This window comes from Thalassococcus halodurans, assembly GCF_900108225.1.
In the GTDB taxonomy this organism is placed as follows: domain Bacteria; phylum Pseudomonadota; class Alphaproteobacteria; order Rhodobacterales; family Rhodobacteraceae; genus Thalassococcus; species Thalassococcus halodurans.
The window spans coordinates 1-19,118 of record NZ_FNUZ01000012.1; the positions used below are offsets into that span (position 1 = coordinate 1).

Sequence of the window (19,118 nt, forward strand, 5' to 3'; positions counted from 1 at the left end):
CTGCCGTCAGCCATCGGCTCCACGCGATATATGCGACATTCGTTGAAAGTCGGTTCTGTGATCCCGGCAGTATGCCGGTCTCGCTTTGAGCGATAGACAGGGCAGGGGATCGACGGGCTGACGCCCGCTCACCCCAATCCTGACAGTTTCCAAATCCTGTTGATCCGCCTGCCATCCCGGCTGGTCCGAGAAAACCGGCAAGCGCCGCCTTTGGCGTCGGTTCCGGTCGAGAATTCCGGTTCCTCCCACGCGCAGGCGCGCGGTTCCCTCCCAAATTCACGCCCTCCACCCGGTTGTCACGGCCCCGCCAGGCCGCAGGACGGGCTTTGCCCTTACCTGCTCTGCCCTTCGGAATGCATGGGCATTCCAAAGATCAGAACAGGAAGGCCCGCCCATTGGCGGAAAGGGGAGCAGACCCGGACCGCGTCACTCAAAGGAGGGTCACAAATGACCGCAGAGAAGTTTGACGTTTATTCCCATGTCACCAATCAGATCATCGCGCAGATCGAGGCCGGAACGCCGCCATGGCGCAAGCCATGGACTGGCAGCGGTGCATCGGTCAGCTTGCCGGAACGGTTCAATGGTGAGGCCTATCGGGGCATCAACATCCTGATGCTTTGGGCCACGGCGATGGCTAAGGATTACAGCTCAGCCCGCTGGATGACGTTCAATCAGGCCAAGCAGCTTGGGGGCCATGTCCGCAAGGGCGAGAAATCCGCAACTGTCGTGAAATACGGCACCGTCGAGCGCGAGGACGAGAACGGCGAAGAGCGTCAGATCCCCTATGCCAAGGCCTACCGCGTGTTCAACGCTGATCAGATCGAGGGCTTGCCCGCTGAATTCTACATCCTGCCCGATCCGCCCCGTGATCTTGGCACCGTGGCCGACCCCGCGTTGGAGGCATTCTTTGCCGCGAGCGGCGCGCAGATCGACGTGACCGAGGAGCCGCGCGCCTATTACAATATCAAGACTGACCGCATCCACATGCCGCCGATTGGCACGTTTCACAGGGCCGCAGGATATTACGGCACCTTGGCGCATGAGCTGACCCATTGGACAGGGGCGACAAAGCGGCTTGACCGCTTGGGCCGGTTCAATGACCGCAAGGCCTATGCGTTCGAGGAGCTGGTCGCCGAAATCGGAAACTGCATGCTTTGCGCGCAGATCGGGGTGGAGCCTGAATTTGACCAGAGCGCGGCCTATGTCGAAGGATGGCTTGAGGCGATGAGGGAAGACAGCCGCGCAATATTCCGCGCAGCGTCCGAGGCGCAGAAAGCCGTGGACTACATCATGACCCGCACTGCGCAGGCCGACCGGATGGCCGCCGAGTAACAGCCCGCACCGCCGAAATGATCGAGGCCCCCGTCAGCAGGCGGGGGCCTTTTTGCGTTGTGGTGTGATCCTGGGCGGGGCGGTTTCAGGGTGACCTGTCGGTGGGCAACCTGAAGGTCACCCGCCGACAGGCCCGGCGCTTCGCGCGGACGCCCCAGAAGGGGCGGGAAAAAGTGTAGGTGTTCTGTTGACTGCCTTCTTGCATGCCGTGAACCCCTCGGGCCAAATGCAATGACCGTCTGGGGTGTAAATTACTTGGAGAATAACGTGGCTGATAAGCTAAATATAAATCTAAGATATTGTTATGGAATTGGAAAACTAGAGACGGAGCTGGAGTTTAAGCATAAAGGCTACGCAATTTACGCTCCGAACGGTGTGATGAAAACATCGTTTGCGAAGACGATGATGGACCTTTCAGAAGGAAACACGCCAAAGGACCTGCACTTCCCGGATCGCGAACCTACTTGTGAGATCACCCTGAATGGCGAAGGGCTTAAGAAAGAGGAAGTTTTCGTCGTTAAATCTTACGATGACAAATTCTCTTCAAGTCAGGTATCCACCCTGCTTGCAAACGCCGAACTCAGAACGAAGTACGAAAGAATCCATCAGTCGATTGGCGAGGCAAAAAAGGCTTTGGACAAAGCTCTCAGAAACGCTGCGGGGTTTGGTGAAAGGTCACGGGAGAACTTAGACCCAATTATCGAGGATGTGTTTAGCGGCAGCTACTATGAAGCACTTTCTGCAATAGAGGATGAACTCACCAGAACGAGCCAGTCAGACCTTTCCAAGGCCGACTACAAAATCATCTATGACCCCAAAGTTCAGCAATTTCTTTCCAGTGAGGACGTAGCGGCTGCAGTCGAAGATTTTGCGCAAAAATATGATGAGATTACGGAGCAGTCTCCAATCCTTCGAAGAAACTTTCAATATCACAATGTTGCACAGGTTCAGCAGCAGCTGGAGGCGAACAACTTCTTCAGTGCGGGGCATCGCATCAGCTTGGCAGATGAAAAAACCGACCAGATGGAAGAGGTTTCGTCGGACCAATCTCTTCGCCAGCGCATTGAGGACGAGAAGCTTCGCGTTCTGAACGATGAAGCGGTGGCGAAGAAGTTTGACACTTTCAACTCGAAGCTCAAAAATAAAGAGTTACAGACTTTCCGGGACTATATTACTGAAAACAAACAACTTTTGCCGATGCTAAGCGATCCGGAAGGCCTGAAACGTGATCTGTGGATGCAGTATCTTCGGGTTGCATTTGATGAATACAAAACGCTTGTTTCAGAGTATCGAACCGGTCAAAGCGCCCTAGCTGAAATCGTCAAAGAGGCGGATGAAAGCAGAGGTGACTGGGATGCAGTGGTTGCGGACTTCAATCGTCGTTTTCTTTACCTGCCGTTTGAACTTTCTGTTGAAAATAAAGCGGACGCGATCCTCAAAGGCATTGCCCCATCCATAGCCTTCGTTGTCAAAGATGCGGGCGAGGAGAGGCGATACGCTTCATCTGAAAAGCAAGACCTACTCCGAGCGCTGAGCACCGGCGAAAGCCGAGCACTTTACATCTTGGATATCATGTATGAGGTGTTTGTGCGGTGGAAGAACCGTGCCAAGACCCTCTTCGTTTTTGACGATATTTCGGACTCGTTTGACTACAAAAACAAGTTCGCAATCATTGATTTCTTGGAAGATGTGACCAAGGTTGAAGATACTAACTTCTTGGCTATCGTCTTGACTCATAACTTCGATTTCCTTCGAACGGTTTCAAGCAGACAAATTTGCCCAGCACATCAGTGTAGGTTGGCCTTTCGGTCTGATGATGGGATCAAGCTAGAGCCATTCGAGCGGACTGACATTCAGAGTCCGTTTCGTAAGTGGCAAGGCAGGTTGGCGGAACCGTCCGTTCTAATCGCGTACATCCCGTTTCTGCGAAACCTAATCGAATACACTCTGGGTGCTAAAGATGCTGATGGGAACGCCAACGCTGATTACCTGCAGCTTACGAGGATGCTCCATTTCAAAGACGAGACTGACGCCCTCACCATCCAGGACTATAAGACTGTGTTCGAAAGCCACTTAGTCAGCTGCACATTCCCGAATATTGATCTGAGTCAAAGAGTTATAGATTACTTGTTCGCAGCTGCAGATGCATGTGAGAACGTGGCGGATGGCATAAACCTTGAGCACAAGATCGCTCTGTCAATCGCGATCAGAGTGTGGGCGGAACGCTACATGATTGCGAAGATCCGTTCTAGTGAACCGGAATATGGTGTTGCGAAGAAGCAGACAGGGGAACTGTTCCAAAAATTCAAGGACTTGTTCAACAATCAAGCAGACACAATCGGGCTTCTGCGCCGCGTTAATCTAATCACGCCAGCGAATATCCATCTCAATGCCTTCATGTATGAGCCAATCCTAGACATGGGCATGGCCGAACTGGTGACGTTGTATCAAGACGTCAAGTCAGATTTGAACTAGGCATTAGAATGCGTTTTGCACTTTTGAATGGTCAACGGGTTGAGGCAACGCCTGGTGCCTTGGGTGTCTGTCCGGGCTGCAATGCCGATGTGGTAGCCCGATGCGGTACCAAGAAGGTTTGGCATTGGGCGCACAAGGGCCGCCGTCACTGTGATCATTGGTGGGAAAACGAAACCGAATGGCACCGCGACTGGAAAAACCGGTTTGTCATCGACTGGCAAGAGGTGCCAGCTCGTGATGAAACCGGGGAGCTGCATATAGCAGATATCAAAACATCCTATGGCCTTGTGATCGAGTTCCAGCACTCTGCTATCAAGCCTGACGAAGTGAAAAGGCGCACTAGCTTCTATGGCCAAGTGATCTGGATCATAGATGGAACCCGCCGCCCTTCTGATATGACCCAATATGAACGGATGCTTTCAGAAAACTACCCGGAACGGTTCGATGGTGTAGATATCTACACCGTCTATTGCGAGGAAACTAGGCTACTCAAAGAATGGGGATCATTGGGAAAGATTGTCGGATTTGACTTTGGTGGTGAAAATCTGTGCATGCTTACAGCTGCACAAGGCAGAAGCCGTTATCTCTTCGATTTTCCAAAAGTGGAGTTCGCTAGGTTGATCAGTGAGGGGAGGCCGTTGCCAGTGGTCCAGTTCGCAGAACCCACCCAACGTAGCTATCGGAGGCGCAGAAGGTTCTAACAAACATCGGGTCACAAACGGTCGATTCCGCCTGTGACACAAACGGTTGAGTTCTGACCGACGAGCGCCCGACAGCGGACCTTCAAACACGGGCTGGTCACCGTCCGCTGAGCGGGACAAAGCCGCCGTTTCAACGAACAGCCTCAATCCCATCTTCTATCTATAGTATTGACTCCAATCATAGAGCTGTCCGAAAACACCGCAAAGTGCATCTCCCTTCGCAGTAAGCGAGTACCCGACACGTTGACGTGCATCGTTCTTTGGAGAACGCAATATCAACCCTTGCTCCTCGAATTCCTTCAACTGATCGGTCAGTACCTTCCGACTGATGCCGTCTATCGCTCGTGTGAGCTCTAGAAAATGAAGTTCACCTTCCGTTAGGCAGTGCAAAATTCTTGGCCCGTGTTTGCCACCTAACGTACGAAGTATTTCGGCGACGGGGCACGCACCGGTGATTGGATCTGCCCAAGACTTAATGAGAACATTTTTCTCTGTCACCTTGATCTCCCGTTACAAAAAAGTACCCAATTGTCGTGCTCGGCTGAGCGTTTAACAAACGCATTCAACACAGATTGGAGCTAGCACTTAGAATGTCAAAAACTGTCATAGAAACAATCCCCATACTGCCATTTGGCATGGTTAATTCATTCCTCATCGCCTTCGAGGGGAAAGCCATACTTATCGATACTGGCCTCCCTCAATCAGAGCCCAAAATTCTCAAGGCGTTGAAGAAACACTCTTTAGTCTGGTCGGATGTTAATGCCATCGTCCTGACGCATGCGCATATCGATCACGCTGGATCTGCAGTCGCGATTAAATCCCTAACATCCGCACCGATTATCGCACATGAAATGGAAATACCATATTGCCAAGGTGAACGGCCCACCTTGAACGCAACGGGGCTGTTTGGACGCCTCTTCTACAAAACAGGCGCGATTCTGGAACCCTTCCCCTATTTCCGGCCAGACGTTCCTATAGCGCAGCCCAAACTGAATCTTTCAGAATATGGTTTTCCGATGTGTACACTTCATTTCACTCCTGGACATACTCCTGGGTCGCTATCAGTACTGTTTGACGATGGACGGGTGATCGCTGGTGATCTGGCAGCTTCGGGAATACTTCTCGGTGGAATTGCCTTTCGCAAACGCCCCAAACGCCCTCCCTTTGAAGAAAGTGCCGCTCTGGTTGCTACGTCCCTTGAACAGCTTTTGGCACTAGGGGCGCGAAAATTCTATATTGGTCATGGTGGACCACTTGGAGCCAAAACGATCGACACTCATGTTCATGCGTTGAGAAAGATTAGCCCCTTACCGGGTTGATCGTCGATTTCTACCAACGTGAAACACCGGTCAAAATGGGCTCTGAACTGCCGTCCGCTGCGCGCAGCCTCAACGACCGGTGTGGGGCAGAAACCCCACGCCAGAACTGCATGGCCAATAACGGTCGTTTTTGTCCAAAAGCCCTACCCTACCCAGGATCAACCGCTTAGCTAAGACAAAAACCACCGGCAAAACCTTTGCGGTTTTGGCAGGTTTTTGTCACTGTGAAGCATGATCATCGGATATGCCCGCGTCAGCACTGACGACCAGAGCTTGGATTCACAGACGGATGCCCTTTCGGCAGCCGGTGCTGAGAAGGTCTTCGCAGACAGGATCAGCGGATCGCGGCGTGCGCGCCCAGAACTGGACAGAATGCTGGAGCAGCTCCGTGACGGCGACGTTGTGACAGTGACAAAGTATGACCGCCTGGCGCGGTCTCTGAAGGACCTCTTGGAGATCGTGGAAGCGATCCGGGAACGCGGTGCCGGCTTCCGGTCCCTGGCTGAGGATATCGACACGACGACGCCGGCAGGCCGCCTGGTGTTTCACGTCTTCGCCTCCATCGCCCAGTTTGAGCGCGAGCGGATTTCAGAGCGAACGAGAGAGGGCCTAGCGTCAGCTCGTAAGCGCGGACGGATCGGCGGAAGACCCCCTGCTCTCTCGGTCGCTCAGAAGTCTGAAGTCCGCCGCATGCGTGACGAAGAACAGCGCGCGGTCGCTGAGATCGCGCGGCTATTCAAGGTCAGCGAGAGAACCGTGCGGCGTGCCTGAGTGTTTTCTACTGCTCCCTGATTGCTCATCAGCCAACTTACCAAGGCAGTGAAACATAAAAGGCGTTCACTCGCTCGAAGCATTCGTCAAAATCGGGAACTTCCCCAATTTCTACCTCTAAGGTGTGCCAATCTGCTTTCGCGCGCTCAATGATTTCAGGCTTGGCCAGTGAATCCTGTGCGGGCTTGATGCCGCGCGCCTCGCACTTGTCACGAAGGACCGCGAGAAGCTGGGCCTTTTCTGCACTATCGAACGGAAACTGAGCTAGCAACATGTCGAGGTCGTAGATGTCTTGGCGGCGGTATCTGTTCCTTTTTTCCTGCTGGAGCAGTGCCCGAATTTTTTCTGCCATCAGGTCACTCAGTGAGTACGCTTGAAAGACTTCTTGGCTTGTGGCGTCGCGGATGACTTGGATCGCGCCGACCGGTTCCTTGAAGCTGATGTCGATGCTTAGCTTTTTTGGTGCACGGCCAGCTTCCAAGTGTCTCTCCTGCGGCGAACCGCGCAGGGCATACCCAATCCCCATCTTAATGGCAGGGCCGTCGTTTTTTGGAAATTCTTCACCCTTCGGAAAATACTTGAATGATTGCGCTCGGCACAGAAGGTCGGGGTAACCAAGCTCAGCAGCTGCACGCAAAAAATTGGCATCAAGCGCTGCGGCAAGCTCTTCGGCAATGCCTGGCTGCGGGTCTGCTATTGTGGTGAAGTCGATATCGCCAGTTTGCCGTGGACTTCCATAAACCACGCCCATCAGAATGCCGCCTTTGAGGAAAACTTGATGACACCAAGGCTTAGTCATCGCCAGAGCAGCTAGAAAAACTTCTGTGGCCTGCCGTTCGAGATAGGCTTCTGGGTCACTCTTTGCCCGTTCGACCCAAGCGGCAATGTTAACTACAAGCGGCTCATACTTCTGTGCGTCAGACATTTATCGAAATCATCCATTCTTCAGAATAGCGGTCTAGGTAGGGCCGGTCGGGATCAAGCAGCCTGCTGCCGCCTCTCTGGGCAAAAGATTTCCACTCTAATACTCTCTGATCCTCGATACCCAGCCTTTCCGATAGAATGTAACCGGCTCGAACCTTGTAAATTGCTTTGGGGGCATCTGAAACCTGACGAATGATCTCTTCGAGATAGGTCTTGGCATGTTCTTCCCAGGCTTCCAGAACATGGCGCATGCCACCACAACGTTCCGGTGCTTCGAGCATATCCAGAAACGTCTGACCGACCGACCCAATGCGTGCGCGGCTGGCGCGCACCTGCCTCCAGCTTCCAAAGAATTTGGACGCTAGAATGGAGACTGGCCGCCCTCGGACATGTTCCGGGTGACGCACGGCAGTCAGCTTTTCGACATAGACCTCTGAATCGTGCAAAACCTCCCCGAAATCCTCCTCTCTGCGTTCCTTTAGTTTCTGGCGCACAACTGCATCCAGAGGCCTTGTGAGGAAAAGGGCTTCAGGACGCCGATTTGTAAGGCCGTAGCGTTGCATCGCCGATAGGTGGGAGATGTAGCAGAATGGGTCGGCAATGCAGACGGCATCGTCCGCAGGGACATCAGATACGGATGTGACACGCCACAGGGAGTGATAGTCCTTATCTCGTCGGAGGAGGCCTTCCTGCTTCAGAAGCGTCCGGGTTCGGGAGAAGGTGTCACGGCTTGGATGTTCGCTACGCAAGTATTTTACATCGCCGCTCTCGTGCAGCTGCCAAAGATGCACGAAAAGATCGTAGTTTGAGACGAGCGGCGATTGCACTTCATCAAGGCGACGTACCAAGGCTTCACCTAGGTACGTCATGCGCTTGCGATCTTCGAAAGGAGCTGAGCGTTTTTCCATAGTTCACCATTAGCGTATCAAGAACGTCCTAAGGACGTTCTTGATACGCTAATGCGTAATTATACAGCTCTGATCTAAGACGTCAACTGGCTTGGGCTTGACAAGAATGTTTTCTGCGATATGATCTTACAGACGTCCTAAGGACGTCTGTAAGATCATATCGAGCAATATTTTCTATCTCATCGGCGAGCCTCAACAGTCAACTTGACCACTCTTTCAGGCAAATTGCTCATGCTCGCTTTTCTCGTAGAGGCCAGCAAGATTGTTGTGTTTGACCCTGAACTGGCTTCGTCGCTTGATTTCCGGAGCTGCCGTGTCGGTCTTCTCCATCTTGATCCCAGGATCATAATACACCGCGCCTGAGTCCAGCGCCTGCAACAGAAGCAGGACATCCGTTCCCTCACAAAGCTCGACGCGCGAACCGTAGCTGTATTCCGGTGGCGGCGCGCGCATCAGGGACGGTACATAGACCGCTTTGGCATGTTTCCGGTTCCAGTGACCAATCACGCCTTTGAAGCCCCATGAGGCAGCAACCACGTCTTCCCGGTCGATCAGCGCGATCTGCCCGTCCACATCGGTGATCTTACCCTTGTCGGGGTCGAACCCCTCCAGGACCAATTTCAGACCCGTATCAGCGTGGAAATCCCGGCCATTGGCATAGACACCGCCGAAGTTTATCCGGCCCTCCTTGCCTGACTTGTCGGGATAGCCATACCGGCGCAAGAAAGCCTCAACACCTTCATCCCGGTACACCCCGCCGGTCGGTTCCGGCGTCATCAGCGTGACGGGGCTTTTCGCGAGATACTTCACGAAATCCCGCACACCGTACTGTTTGACCTCCCAACCCAGATAGTCCGGCTCTGCGTAGCCGTTAGGTGAGATGCCAAGTTCAGCCTCCAGGGTGTAGCCGCCGCCATTCCGCGCATTGTAGGGGGCAGCCAAGCCGTTCTTGCCCATCTTCTGTGAAGGCACCCAGCCTTTGGCGTGGATGCGGCGTAGGGCATCGAGCAGCATTTGGCGGGAGCTTGCGCCCTTCTGCCGAAGCGATTGCAGATCAAGGAAGACCCCTGAGGCTTCCAGCGTGTCCACCTTGTCAGTCAGAGACGCCGCTTCCGGTGTCTCTCTGCCGACAACATGGCCGAGAACCCGCCCGTCCGGGCAAACGCCGAAGAACAGCACCCGCCCTTCATCGCGTGACCGCATGAGCGGTGCTGGCGCACGCACAGCGCCGCGCAGAAAGCCGGACATGCGCACTTCGGGGTACTTGGGGTACAGGATCAGCTGAGCATCCGGCGCAGGGGCTATGCCTTGGTCATCCATCCACCAGAAATCCACAGGCGCTTTTGCACGATCCCGCACAGACCCTGCGACCTGGCTACCGTCCTCTTCGATCTCGCCGTGCGGGATGATGTTCAGCGCACCAAACCCGCCGCCGAGATAGACTTGGTTCTTGGAGTTATCATTCGGAGCGAGCTGCTTAGCGTAGAAACGCGTCGCTCCATGAGCTGCCATCTGATCGAGAATACGAATAAGGGGGTCAGTCAATCCATTGGCCTTCAACACAAAACTGCTTTGTGTCAGAGGACAGCCAGAGGGAAAGGGAGTCAATCACTTCAGGCAAAGGCCGCTTACTGCGCCCCTTGAGGGCGCATTCCCATACGATACCCACTCTCCAGCCCGCATCGAGAAGACGACCAAGAGCTTCAGTATCGCGCCGGGCATTGCCGTTGATCTTTTCACGCCAGAATTCCTGCCGGGTTTGCGGCCAGCGGAACAATGGGCAGTTATGCCGGTGCCAGAAACAACCATGCACGAAGATCACGGCGTGATGTTTTGGCAGAACAAGGTCAGGTCTGCCGGGAAGGCCCCTGCCCTGTAATCTGTAGCGAAATCCTTTGGCGTGCAGCCCGCGCCGGATCATCAGCTCCGGCTTTGTGTCCTTCCCCCGGATCGCCGCCATGTTGCGGCGGCGCGCGTCGGCAGAATGAACGTCAGCCAACCTTTTGCAGCCGGGGCTGATCCATCAGCTTCAGGACGCGCGGCTGCATCAGCCGGGCGACTTCCGCAAAGACCGGCACGGCAACAGAATTCCCAAACTGCTTGTAGGCCTGAGTATCCGAAACCGGAATCCTGAAACTGTCATCAAATCCCATCAGCCTTGCGCATTCACGGGGCGTCAGGCGGCGAGGGTTCCTGCCTTCACCGCGACTGACCAGGATTTCTGAGCCATCCTTGTAATAGCGCGCCGACAACGTTCTCGCGATGCTGTTGCCATCAACGAGGCCAAACCCAAACCCGTTGCCTTTGGCCCGATGCTTGGCTGCGTAGTCCTGCAGGTACGTCCAGAGCTTGTCCGTGAGCGTGTACTTGTCGCTGACCTTCGCATCCGGCCCGACCGTGTAATGTCCCTCAGGGGCCTCTGTCCCGTTCTCTGGGTGCAGGATATCCCGCATCCCCCTGTCCTGCCGTCCGGGCAGATTCAGCTCTTCAAAGCTGAAGTCCGTGGCTTCCCGGAAGCCTACCATAACGATCCGTTCCCGGTGCTGTGGCACGAAGTTGGCCGCGTCGATGATCTGGGTATGCAGCGTGTACCCCAGCTCCTCGGTCAGAGCGCGCCGGATCACCTCAAACGTCCGACCCTTGTCATGGCTCTTCAGGTTCTTGACGTTCTCCAGCATGAAAGCTGCCGGGCGGTGGTGCATCAGGATGCGCAGCACGTCGAAAAACAACGTACCCTGGGTTTCATCGAGGAAGCCGTGCGCGCGTCCAAGCGCGTTCTTCTTGGATACACCAGCGATCGAGAATGGCTGGCACGGGAAACCGGCCACAAGAACATCGTGATCCGGGATATCCTCTGGGTCTACCTCACGGATATCTCCCGCGATTGGGCGATTGTCCGGGAAGTTGGCATGATAGGTCTGCTGGGCGAAACGGTCCCATTCCGATGTGAAGACACAACGGCCCCCTGCCCCTTCCATGGCTCTTCGCAAGCCACCGATCCCCGCAAAGAGATCAATGAAAGAGAATGATGCGTTGCTGTCATGGCGTTGCCTTGAACGCACTTCCACCCGAAGCAGCTTCATTACAGCTTCGCGCGGCACTTCCTCACCCCGCTTCCAGCGGTAGAGGTGGCCTTCGGAATATCCCAGAGCTTTGGCGGCTTCAGGCATGGACCAGCCGCTCTGCGTCAGCAGCATCTCAAATTCTGTCATGTCGGGTCAGTTCCGCTCTGTCTTGATCTGGGAATTTTTCTGACACTCTGGCGTTAAGATTCCCTAAAGGCAAGAACATTTAGAGAAAATGTGAGCGGCGAGTACGGCTAGCCACGATAGGCAGACCACATCCGCTCTATGAGTTGTCCCTGTGTGATCCCAAGCGATTCAGCCTCAGAAGCTATTGCTTCACCAACTTCCGGCAGCACTTTGGGATGTAACTGATACGTGCGTGGACTTGGTTTGCGGCCCGGCTTCTTCCTTGGGGTTCGATCCAGAAAGCCTCTCGCTTCGCCGACTTCATCTACGCGTCGGACTTCTTCAACGGTCGTCCCTTTCGGACGGGCTTTCAGCCCCGCAAGCCTATTTGAGCCGCTCATAAACCGCCTCCGTGAATGCCTGAGCGTTTGCCAACGCCTTATCTACCTTGCCACCCGTAACCATCTCCGGGTCATTCATCATCGCTGTCAGATCGCCCCCATAAGCGAACAGTTCCGAGAACGCTGCGCGCGCGACGAGTGACGGCTCGATCACGTCGATCCCTGCCCCACTGAGCTGTTCTTCCAACTCCTTCTGGACGCGGCTTTTGACGGCTGCGCTGGTCTTGGTCAGCACCACAGCATGCCGGATTGACCTCCCAAGCGCTTCTTCCTCTTCGCGAACCAACGCCAACGCTTCGGAGCCGATCTCTGCGTCCAGCGCTGTCGGCTGCATCGGGACAATCACCAGGTCCGCCTGGGAGATGGCGCGACTGACGAGCTGGGACGCAACCCCTTCGAGGTCCACAATGACGATCTTGCCGTCACCGTCGGCGCTCCGAATGGTAGGAACAATCTCTGAACGACCAACATCGCTCTTCAGGGTCACTCCAGAAGGCGCGCCATGCGATGCCCACCGGGTAAGAGACTTGTTCGGGTCACAGTCAAGCACGGTGACATCCGCGCCCATGCGAGCGAACTCAGACGCCAGAAGAACGGCGCATGTTGATTTTCCAACCCCACCTTTGGGGCTTGCCATAACGATGACGGGCATTGCTCGATCCTGCCACTTTGTTGTTACCGGATTTATATCCCATACCGGAATTAAATCCAACACCGGAAATTATTCTGTTACCGGATTTATTTCCGTTACCGGTTTTTAATCTCAGGGCCTGCCTCGCTTCTCAAACCACTTTCGGCAGAACCCAATGAAAGCGCGATCTGCATTGCGGGGCGGCTCAACACACCAGTCGCGCCACTCACGCTCCAAGAAACGAACGTCCCAACCCGGCGCTGCATGGCGCGCTTCTTCGTAGGTGTCGGACTGCAGCGGTGGAATACTGCCTTCGACAAGCTGGGCAGGGGACATCGTGCCGCGATTGGTGAACACAACCATGTCGGCTTCATCTTCAAAGGTAACATGATAATCCGGCAAATGGTCATGCTCTGCGAGCTGCCGGATCATCTGCCGAAAGCGCTTCTGTGGGCTTTGAGAACCTGTTTTGAGCAAGAGTTTTGCCAGTGTGATCCGCCAGGTTTTCTGCTGTCCACAATGCTTGCGGGCGATCTCGTACACCCGTCTTTCAATAGGTTTTCTCAGTCGGAAGTAATCCCGGTGGAGGGTCAGTACCTCTTCGTTGCGGATTGCGTTGAAAACCCAGTCTGACAGCTTCACTTCACACCAGAGAAGACGGCCATCGAGGCCATGTTTCCGGCGGATCGATGAGGCGTCGATCAGGCCAAAGCCGTCAACTTGTTCTTCGTCTCCAGTGACAATGTTCGTCCTGATCCGCGTTCCTTCGAGGCGATCAAGGGCATCGAGTAGGGACTGATATTCCCGGCCACTTGTGCCCCGATTGGTGAAGATAAGCAGCTCTCTGGAGTTGATGCGAACACGGGGCGAAACGGCTTCGCCTTCCTTCAGCTTTGCCATGATCTGACTGATGCAGTAGATCAGAATGTCCTTGTCGTAGATCGTCGCCAGACCCTTCACGCTCGGCGTGATCTGAAGCCACTTGTCGCCATTCTCATAGCGCTTGACCGTTGTCTCCGGCTTCTTTGAAAGTGAATAGAACGGGTGCTCCATATGCTGCATCACGTCCTTCAGGACAGCGTCAGCGACATCACAGATGAACAAATCATGCTGCGGATGACGATCCGGCAGGAGCGGGGCGAGGGCATTCGTGTTATCAGTTACCATGAGTCGACATTCGTGGTTTTAGTTACCGCAGTCAAGATTCGTGTTATCAGTTACCAAAAGCAGGATTTCAGTTACCGAGATTCGTGTTATCAGTTACCTGGCAGCTAGAAAATTGATTTCTTTTCAAACATCTACGTAAAATTTCCAGACCCGTAACACATATTATAACACATATATAACACCCAGCATCTCAGGCAGAGCCGATCACCATTAGCGCTTCGCCGCTCACCGTTGGTAGTACACACAAGCATCGACACCCGTGGTCGTCGTGGTCCAAGACGCTCCAAGGACAGCGCACATGGAAGCGTTGCTTGCTAAGAAACGGGGAAGCGTCACCGTCAGGACAAGAGCCAGAATGACAGCACCCAGACCGAACCATGGAAGACGGCTTTTGAAACGATCCAGCTTCTGTTCCCGTTCCCAAAGCTGGCGCATCGTGTCTGACCGAGCATCTTCAGCTTTCCCGAGAACCTCCTGAGTGTGGTTGGACGCCCGGAGCAGATCACCGGCCATCTGGCCAACTCGGTCCAAGGTGTCGCCGATCCTCCCATCAATCGTCACACCAACAATCTCACCATAATGTTCCGGGTCCGTCTGCTTTTGAGCAGCGAAGGCCGCAGAGCGGGCTTCCGTCGCCGTCTTGTTCACGCGGTCGAGTACGCGCGTCTGATCATCCACGCGATCCGAAATGCTAGCGACCGCCGTGGCGAGGAGATCAAGCGTCTCGCGCAGATCATCATCTGAAAGCGGGGCAGGGGAGGCGGAGGTATCAGACATGGCGGATTTCTTTCGGGTTATCGGGCGTCGGGCGTGAACAGCCCGGCAAATTCAGGATCAGCGTAATAGCGCAGCTTTTGCGCGACGGCGGTGGCCTGCCCCTGGACGCGCAGGAGCTGAAGTTCAGGCGGGAGCTGCATGATTTCGTCCGGGGTCAGGAGATCGCGGCCCGTGACCTGTATGCCGGTCGTGGGCATGTCGCCCGGCTTGCGGCTTTCGGTCTGATAGCCAATGGTTTCCTGTCCCATTGTCTGGCTCAGCCATTTCGCCGTGTCGTAGTCGTTCACCCCGAATACCTGTTGCACCCCGGCATTGGCCACGAAGGTCGCGGCGCGCTGTCCGTAGAGATCGCGAAGCTGGCTCATGTCTTGCAGTATCGGCCAAAGCTGAAGGCCATAGCCTGCCATCAGCCCCATGGCGCGCTCCACAGCCTCCAGACGGCCCAGGGCGGCGAATTCATCGAGAAGGAAGAGGGCAGGGGCCTTGAGGCGCTCAGAACGGCCCTCTGACGCGCCCTGAGGCCGCTCCGCGTCCCGTGCGATGTCCTGGAGAGCCTGGGAGACCAGCAGGCGCAGCCAGCGGCTGTAGGCGTCAAGACGGTTGGGCGGCAGAACGAGGAAGACGGAGGTGATCCGGTGACGCAGATCGGAGAAGGTGAAATCCGACCGGGCCATGCATTTCGCGATCCGGGGACTGTCCAGAAAGTGGGTGTGGCGCTGCGCGTTCGACAGGACCGAAGCGGCTTCCCGTTCCGCCTTGCCGACGAAGCGGTTTGCGGCGCGGGCAATCAGCCCGTCCGCTGCCTCGCTCTCTTGCATCAGCTCCAGCAGCGACTTCAGCCGATCCGGGGGCAAGGTGAGATATTCCCGGACGGACCCGAGGTTGCGCCGCTCCGGCTCTTCATGGGCCGCGCAGAACATGATCAGCCCGCCGATCAGCGCCTTGGCCTCTTCGTTCCAATGGGCGTCGCCGGTCTGATGCGCTGGATCGACCACCAGCGCATCCGCCAGAGAGGCGGCATCTTCGCTCAGATCGGGGCTGTCTGCCGACAGACGGTCGAGCGGGTTATACGAAGCGGAGGACCGTCCCGAGACCTCGAAGGGATCGAGGACATGGACGGTGCCGAACCGTTCCCGCGCCGCCCCGGCAATCCGGGCATTCTCGCCCTTGGGGTCTATGACAAGCACGGAGCGGTCCGCCGCCAGCAGGTTCGGAATCACCGTGCCAACGCCTTTGCCCGCCCGCGTGGGAGCGAGGGTCAAAAGATGGGCCGGGCCGTCATAGGACAAAAGCTTGCCGGTGCGCGGGTTGCGTCCGATCAGAAGACCCTTCGCCTGCTCCAGAGTCTTCAGCTCGCGCTTGCCCGCGAAACGCGCTGAGCCGTGGCTAACCCCGACGAGGTTCCCGAAGAAAGTTTCGGCCCCGGATATCTGGAACCACATCGCCACACCGACCACGGCACCGATGACCATGCAGGGGATCAGCACCAGCCAGTTGGCGAGGCTTTCACCAGGAGCCTGGTCGAAGAAGGCGAAGACGAGTGGGGTCGCGACCACCGCACCAACGGCTGCGCCGATCAGCAAGAAGACGAGAGTCCCCCCGACCAAGATCGGGGTCACGATCAGAACCTGGATGAACCGGAAGAGCCGCCAGAAGGCCAGACTGAGGGCGCGCATCATGTCGCGTCACTTTGGCCAGTGTCAGGAGAAGGGGTATCCCACTCCGAGAAGGCCTTGCGGTCCTGTTCGCGGGAGAGGTTGCGGATCAGCCGGTCGAGCATGGCGGCAGCATTGGAATCCCGTTCAGCCAAGTCCATGAGCGCCCCGCCTAGGATCACCTTGCGCCTAGTATCCAGCTTGCGCTGTCTGGTGGCTTCCCTGTTCTTCAGGGCCTGAAGGCGGGCCTTGGCCTGGGCGTATCGTTTCTCGGCGCGTTCAAGCTCAGTCTCTGCCAATTCGGGAATCCACTTCAAAGAGAGCAGGTGTAAAGGTTAGGCTTGCCACAACCAGCGATAGCGCTTACCCGTAGTCCTGTAAAGGATAAGGGCGCACTTATGCAAACTCTACACCTATGGTTTCGAGATTTGCGTGCGATCTCCTTGAGGCAGGGCCTCAGCCGATGGCGAACTCCGTCGATGCCTACCGCATCGATATGGAAGGCCGCTTCACCCCTTCCAAACCATCCCAGACCAACCCGGACGGTTGGAGCCGCGTCCGACGCGATGCGCGCCGGAATGAAAGGCTCTCCCGGCCTCTCAAGCTCTCCATGGCCAACCTCAGCGGTTGGATCGCGTCCCGCAATATCGCGCCAGCGTCTCGCCCGATGCTCCACGGTGGAGGCCGGTCTGCCACTGGCTTCTTCCTTGCGGGAGGTTTGTGTCATCGGACCTGACGGTGCCGACACAAACCGGGTTTGCCCCCGGCAAACCGCCAGTGATCTGTCCCCATATCCCGCCCCCCATAAGGCTGGGGATATGGGGGCAGATCACTGGCAAGCCCGCGCTTCAGAGAGCCGTTGGCTCGCTTCGGGCGGTCTGTCTTTTCCCCTCGTACCGCGCCGGGGCGGGGCGCAGTTCTTCGGGGCAAAGACTGCTGACCTTGTGGCCCATGTCGGTGCATGGGCTGGGGTCAGCAACGGCGCGCGGTTTTGCCGTTCGCATCACGGAAGAGGGTAGGGCGCATGGCCAGCTACCATCTCTCCGTGAAAACGATCAAACGCAGCGCCGGGCGCTCTGCCACAGCAGCCGCGGCCTACCGTGTCGGGGAGCGCATCGAATGCCAGCGCGAAGGCCGCATCCACGATTACACCCGCAAGCAGGGGATCGAGGAGACCTTCATCCTGGCACCGAAGGACGCCCCGGACTGGGCCACGGACCGATCCCGCCTCTGGAACGAAGTCGAGGCCAGCGAGACCCGCCGCAACTCCGTCACCGCCCGTGAATGGGAGCTGGCCCTGCCGTCCGAGATCAGCGCAGAGGCCCGGTCCCAGATCACCCGCGACTTCGCCCAGGAGCTGGTCAGCCGCTACGGTGTGGCCGTCGATGTGGCGATCCACGCCCCGCACCGCGAGGGCGATCAGCGGAACCACCACGCCCATGTGCTGACCTCCACCCGGAAGCTGGAAGCGGAGGGCTTCACGGCCAAGACGCGCGTGCTCGATTCCGCCAAGACCGGTGGCGTCGAGATCGAGCAGATGCGCGGCCTTTGGGCCAAGTTGCAGAACCGCGCTTTGGAGCGGGCAGGGGAGGTGGAGCGGGTCGATCATCGGTCGCTTGAGGCGCAGCGCGAGGTGGCGCTGGAACGGGGTGACGAGCTGACGGCGGAGGAGCTGGACCGCGACCCCGAGCTGAAGCTGGGGCCAGCCGCCAATTCCATGGAACGCCGGGCCAAGGCGATGGCCGAGCGCCAGGGGCGGGAATACAAACCCGTCACCGAGCGCGGCGCTGTCGTCCATGCCGCCCGCCAGGCTCGCGCCGCCTTCCGTGAAATGCGCGCGCGGCTGGAACTGGCGCGCGAGACCTACGGCATCGAGCGCGAGGCCGGGCAGGGCCGCGTCTCTGCCGGTCTGACAGCACTCAGGGCTGCGACCGCTAAAGATCGCAACCGCGACCGAAACCCAGATGACTTCCGGGAGCGGCTGGCGCGCGTCGTGGGCCGGTCATGGGACCAGGACGACACGCCGAAACCGGAAGGCCGCAATTATGCGCGGGAGCGGCTGAAGGAGATCATGGAGAAGGACGCCGGGCGAGACGGCCAGGCGGCGGTTCACAAGCTGGACGGTCACAACGAGTATGATCTGGGCGAGGACGCCGGGCGCGCGGTGCGCAAGCCGTCCGTCAACGAGCGCCTGAAGGACGTGTTGAACAAGCCGCGCGAAAAGCTGGAAATCGAGGACGAACGCGAACAGGAACGCGGTGACGACGAGAATGAAAGCACGCGGGACAGGGATCGTGGTGAAGGTCACAGCCTGTGACGCAACCCGGTGAAACGACAGAGGAGACTGATCAGATGTACGAAGTATTCAACGTGGGCAAGACGATCTTGCTGGACGGAAAGCCGTTATCGCTTGTGACGCCCGCAGGTGTAGAAAGCTGGATCGAGAAGGGCATTCCGCACAGCTACCGCTATGATCAGGTGCGCGATCCGCTCGATGGCAAGATGAAGTACCGTTGTCTCTATGAGAAGGACGGCGCGGATGTACCGTTTGTCCTGGTCAACGATCCGGACAGTGGGGATGGGCGCGTGATCTTGTTCGATCAGAAGCCAGACCAGGATTCACAGGCTCAGTGAAGCAAGTCAGATATCTGCTTTCGCATCTGGCTATCGAGGTTCGAACAGGACATCCGCGCCAACATCAAGAGCGTGAGCAATCTTCTCAATCGTGTCGATGGTCACAGCAAATCGCGCGTTCTCGATCTTGCCGACATAGGCACGGCTGAGGCCAGCCTGTCTCGCCAGGCCTTCCTGACTCAGACCAATGCTCTTGCGACGATCAATGATGTTCTTTGCTACGCGTTCTCGG

The 19,118-nt window shown here is 56.7% G+C and carries 19 protein-coding genes; 7 read left to right on the forward strand and 12 right to left on the reverse strand.

Features of this window, described 5'->3' with window-relative positions; translation table 11 throughout:
- Positions 1–447: 447 nt before the first annotated feature.
- From C4S59_RS19340 to C4S59_RS19350, 3 genes are all read left to right on the forward strand, one after another.
- On the forward strand, positions 448–1,332 hold the full coding sequence (locus tag C4S59_RS19340) for an ArdC family protein (RefSeq protein WP_103911995.1): 885 nt from the start codon (positions 448–450) through the stop codon (positions 1,330–1,332).
- Positions 1,333–1,599: 267 nt separating this feature from the next.
- Complete coding sequence (locus C4S59_RS19345) at positions 1,600–3,807, forward strand: hypothetical protein (RefSeq protein WP_146064568.1); 2,208 nt, start codon at positions 1,600–1,602, stop codon at positions 3,805–3,807.
- Positions 3,808–3,815: 8 nt separating this feature from the next.
- Positions 3,816–4,508 (forward strand): competence protein CoiA, encoded by a 693-nt coding sequence (locus tag C4S59_RS19350; protein WP_103911997.1) that lies wholly within the window; start codon positions 3,816–3,818, stop codon positions 4,506–4,508.
- A gap of 156 nt (positions 4,509–4,664) precedes the next feature.
- Here the strand turns inward: C4S59_RS19350 and C4S59_RS19930 are convergent, their stop codons facing one another.
- Positions 4,665–5,006 (reverse strand): winged helix-turn-helix transcriptional regulator, encoded by a 342-nt coding sequence (locus tag C4S59_RS19930; RefSeq protein WP_200813257.1) that lies wholly within the window; start codon positions 5,004–5,006, stop codon positions 4,665–4,667.
- 92 nt (positions 5,007–5,098) lie between these two features.
- Here C4S59_RS19930 and C4S59_RS19360 point away from each other — a divergent pair, with 92 nt between their 5' ends.
- Positions 5,099–5,827 carry an MBL fold metallo-hydrolase gene (locus C4S59_RS19360; protein ID WP_103911998.1) on the forward strand — a complete coding sequence of 243 codons (729 nt, stop codon included), beginning with the start codon at positions 5,099–5,101 and terminating at the stop codon, positions 5,825–5,827.
- A gap of 231 nt (positions 5,828–6,058) precedes the next feature.
- On the forward strand, positions 6,059–6,598 hold the full coding sequence (locus C4S59_RS19365) for a recombinase family protein (protein WP_103911999.1): 540 nt from the start codon (positions 6,059–6,061) through the stop codon (positions 6,596–6,598).
- Positions 6,599–6,635: 37 nt separating this feature from the next.
- Here the strand turns inward: C4S59_RS19365 and C4S59_RS19370 are convergent, their stop codons facing one another.
- The 10 genes from C4S59_RS19370 to C4S59_RS19420 form a co-directional block, all read right to left on the reverse strand.
- On the reverse strand, positions 6,636–7,523 hold the full coding sequence (locus C4S59_RS19370; RefSeq protein ID WP_103912000.1) for a nucleotidyl transferase AbiEii/AbiGii toxin family protein: 888 nt from the start codon (positions 7,521–7,523) through the stop codon (positions 6,636–6,638).
- Complete coding sequence (locus C4S59_RS19375; protein ID WP_103912001.1) at positions 7,516–8,430, reverse strand: hypothetical protein; 915 nt, start codon at positions 8,428–8,430, stop codon at positions 7,516–7,518. The genes C4S59_RS19370 and C4S59_RS19375 overlap by 8 nt, the downstream gene beginning before the upstream one ends.
- Before the next feature lie 216 nt (positions 8,431–8,646).
- Positions 8,647–9,975 carry an MvaI/BcnI family restriction endonuclease gene (locus C4S59_RS19380; RefSeq protein WP_200813258.1) on the reverse strand — a complete coding sequence of 443 codons (1,329 nt, stop codon included), beginning with the start codon at positions 9,973–9,975 and terminating at the stop codon, positions 8,647–8,649.
- The gene (locus tag C4S59_RS19385; protein ID WP_103912002.1) at positions 9,968–10,429 is read right to left on the reverse strand and encodes a very short patch repair endonuclease; all 462 of its coding nucleotides are present in this window, start codon (positions 10,427–10,429) and stop codon (positions 9,968–9,970) included. Before C4S59_RS19385 ends, C4S59_RS19380 begins: the two co-directional genes overlap by 8 nt.
- Positions 10,422–11,642, reverse strand: coding sequence for a DNA (cytosine-5-)-methyltransferase (gene dcm / locus C4S59_RS19390; protein ID WP_103912003.1), 1,221 nt, complete (start codon positions 11,640–11,642; stop codon positions 10,422–10,424). Before dcm ends, C4S59_RS19385 begins: the two co-directional genes overlap by 8 nt.
- 363 nt (positions 11,643–12,005) lie before the next feature.
- A complete protein-coding gene (locus C4S59_RS19400) occupies positions 12,006–12,674 on the reverse strand; it encodes a ParA family protein (protein ID WP_050686606.1) in 669 nt (222 codons plus the stop codon).
- Positions 12,675–12,785: 111 nt separating this feature from the next.
- Positions 12,786–13,820, reverse strand: coding sequence for a replication initiator protein A (locus C4S59_RS19405; RefSeq protein ID WP_103912005.1), 1,035 nt, complete (start codon positions 13,818–13,820; stop codon positions 12,786–12,788).
- Positions 13,821–14,045: 225 nt separating this feature from the next.
- Positions 14,046–14,597, reverse strand: a complete 552-nt coding sequence (locus tag C4S59_RS19410) for a hypothetical protein (RefSeq protein WP_103912006.1) — start codon at positions 14,595–14,597, stop codon at positions 14,046–14,048.
- A gap of 17 nt (positions 14,598–14,614) precedes the next feature.
- Complete coding sequence (locus tag C4S59_RS19415) at positions 14,615–16,276, reverse strand: type IV secretory system conjugative DNA transfer family protein (protein ID WP_234994843.1); 1,662 nt, start codon at positions 16,274–16,276, stop codon at positions 14,615–14,617.
- A complete protein-coding gene (locus tag C4S59_RS19420; RefSeq protein ID WP_103912015.1) occupies positions 16,273–16,551 on the reverse strand; it encodes a mobilization protein in 279 nt (92 codons plus the stop codon). Before C4S59_RS19420 ends, C4S59_RS19415 begins: the two co-directional genes overlap by 4 nt.
- Before the next feature lie 725 nt (positions 16,552–17,276).
- Here C4S59_RS19420 and mobQ point away from each other — a divergent pair.
- Positions 17,277–18,569, forward strand: a complete 1,293-nt coding sequence (gene mobQ / locus C4S59_RS19435) for a MobQ family relaxase (protein WP_103912009.1) — start codon at positions 17,277–17,279, stop codon at positions 18,567–18,569.
- A 35-nt stretch (positions 18,570–18,604) separates the two neighbouring features.
- The gene (locus tag C4S59_RS19440) at positions 18,605–18,886 is read left to right on the forward strand and encodes a hypothetical protein (RefSeq protein WP_103912010.1); all 282 of its coding nucleotides are present in this window, start codon (positions 18,605–18,607) and stop codon (positions 18,884–18,886) included.
- Positions 18,887–18,916: 30 nt separating this feature from the next.
- Here the strand turns inward: C4S59_RS19440 and C4S59_RS19445 are convergent.
- Positions 18,917–19,118: helix-turn-helix domain-containing protein (locus C4S59_RS19445; RefSeq protein ID WP_103912011.1), on the reverse strand; the 202-nt coding region annotated here is incomplete at its 5' end.